The following is a 2447-nucleotide window of genomic DNA, read 5'->3' as shown; positions in this document are numbered from 1 at the left end:
CTCACCACGTCGTCCATCCGGGCGAGGGAGTACCCCTTGGCATCGAAGACACGGGCGGCGGCGCGCAGAATGTCCCGGCGCGTTGCCGCGCCCTTCGGTGTCAGTTGATCCACTGGCCTTCCCATGCCCCCGACAATAAATACATTCGAGTCGGTTTTTCAAGTTGATCAAGAGCCGCGTCACCCGGAGGGCCCCGGCCGCGGCGAGCGGCGCACTGGAGTGCGCGGCATGACCGGCCGGATCCGGTGCCCGATCCGGGAATCGTGGAGGCGGCCCAGACCGCCCTCGACGAGGCCCTGGCGGGCCGCCCGCTGGTCTCAGCCAAGCGGTTCTGCCCGTCCATGCGCTCCCTGTACGCCGGGCCCAGGCCGCGCACCCTGACGCGGCCGGCGCTAGCGATCGGCTGCTGTCCCGGCTGGGAACAGGCCGGTTTCCCCCACGCGGTCCTGGCCGCCCAGGACCGTGTCCGAGGGGCGGAAAACGGCACGGCTGGACCAGTGTCGTGGGGAGGCTGCCGAACCGCTGTCCACGCTGCCCGCGCCACCGGCGATCGCCGCGATCGACAGCAACCTCCGCCCGGATTGAGGACAAGGCCGCTTTCAACGTCCTGCTCGTAGCGGCAAGAGTGCCGGAGCAGGTGCGGATCCCGTACCTACGCGTCGAGGGAAGCATCCTTCTCTGGCCGAGCTCCGGCGCGCCAGGTCGGTGCGCGGCGGCTGGTGGTGCAGTCCAGGGCCGACTCCGGCGGACGGTGCGCAGACCCTGCGATCGCACGGTCCGCCCGGCTCCGTTCCACCAGCGGCGGATGGATTCGACGGCGAACGCGGCGGTGTCGTGGTCGGTGCCCACGTTGACCCAGCCGGTGTTCGCGGCGACGTCGTAGATGCCATAGGGCACCGCTCTGCCCAGTTCGCGGTCGGGGAAGTCGTGGGTGTCGACCCGCGCCGGCTCGCCTGCCGGCTCCCATTCACGGCCGCTGTTCTTGAAGGGGCCGACCAGTTCCTTCTTCTTCGTGTCCACACTGATCACCGGAGCCTTGCTGTCCTGGTGGTCGCGGGCCTGCTCGTTGAGGTAGTGGAACTGTGCGTCCCGGTCGGGGTGCTGCTTTCCTTCCAGTGTCTTGGCGTTGCTCTGCAGGCTGAAGCCCTCCTCGCGCAGGAGGTCGCCCACTGTGTCCGCGGAGATCTTGTGGCCCTGGCGGGCCAACTGCTCGGCAAGCTTGCGGGTGGATTTAGTCGTCCAGCGCAGGGGCGACATGGGGTCCCCGCGGACGTCGGGCTCGACCAGTATGAGGAGTGCCTCACGAACGGATGGGTTCAGGTCGACGACGCGTTTGCGGCCACCTCCGGGTCGGCGGATGCGTCCCAGCGGGGCCTCTTTGGAGTCGAGTTCCCTCATTCCGACAGACACAGTGGCTTCACGGACACCGGCGGCACGGGCGACCGCTCTGATCCCGCCGTGGCCGAGGGACTGGGCTTCCGCTCCTATCAACAGGCGACGCTGTCGCTCGTCAAGGTGCGGCAGAATCGCCCTGAACTTGGCTGCCAGCATGGCCCGTTGTCCTTCCAAACCGCTCATGCCAGAGCAACGAATCACCGAGCGGAAAGCCACGAGTTAATGATCTGCACGCCCCAACCGGTCGTAGAGAAATGCCGCCATGGACCAAGCGTGGCCGACCATGTGCGGGTTTGTCTCAGGGATATCGCGAGAACCAGAAGGAGCGGAAACGGGCACCGCGGCCGGGCAGGACCACCCTGTCCGGCCGCTGCCGCTGCTCGGACGTCGGGCGGCGCTGAACTCGTGGGCGTGGCCGCCGCGCCACTCCACCCACCGGCAGTCAACTCACCGAAGGCAGGGGCGCGGCCTTCGGACTCGGCCATGATCACCCGCAGTTTGAGGAAGTCTCGGCCCCTACTGATCGAGGGGCCCATGAAACAGTGCGCTCCCCCGGCGCGCCGTCAGCGAACCCGGATCTCATGTCGTGCAGGGTGAAACGGGCTCCTCTCCCCAGTATCCGGCGTGCACGGCCACCGCGTCCTCATACAGGTGCGGCCCGGACACCGCCACGGCGCTCCCTCCTGCCTCGAAGACCCGGCGGCACGGCAAGTCGAGCAGTTGTTCACTGGGGTCCGCTCCCGCAAGGACGTTCAGCTCTGCCGCCGCGAGCGCGTACACGACTCGGCGAACACCGCCCCAGTAGACGGCGCCGGAGCACATCGCACACGGCTCCGTGCTGGCGTAGAGAGTGGCATGGACAAGCTGACTCGGCTGCAGCGTACGCGAGGCCAACCGCACCAGGTTGGTCTCCGCGTGTCCGGTGAGGTCGCGTTCCGTCAGCACCGTGTTCTCGGCCGTGAGCAGGACGCTTCCAGTCGAGTCGGTCAACAGCGCGCCGAACGGATGGTTCCCGTTCCTGCGCGCCTGGGCCGCGAGCGCGATGGCCGAGA

1 protein-coding gene and 1 pseudogene are annotated in these 2447 nt (G+C 68.2%); both read right to left on the bottom strand.

The features are described from left to right. Window positions 1–777: 777 nt before the first annotated feature. Window positions 778–1578 (bottom strand): annotated as a pseudogene (locus ACIRJP_RS42400) (ISAzo13 family transposase); the annotation flags it as partial. Window positions 1579–1974: 396 nt separating this feature from the next. Further along, on the bottom strand, window positions 1975–2447 hold a 473-nt coding region (locus ACIRJP_RS42395; RefSeq protein ID WP_404186563.1), incomplete at its 5' end, for a nucleoside deaminase.

It is taken from the genome of Streptomyces sp. NPDC102437, from assembly GCF_044765565.1.
Lineage (GTDB): Bacteria > Actinomycetota > Actinomycetes > Streptomycetales > Streptomycetaceae > Streptomyces.
This window is presented reverse-complemented; position numbering and strand designations above follow the sequence as displayed.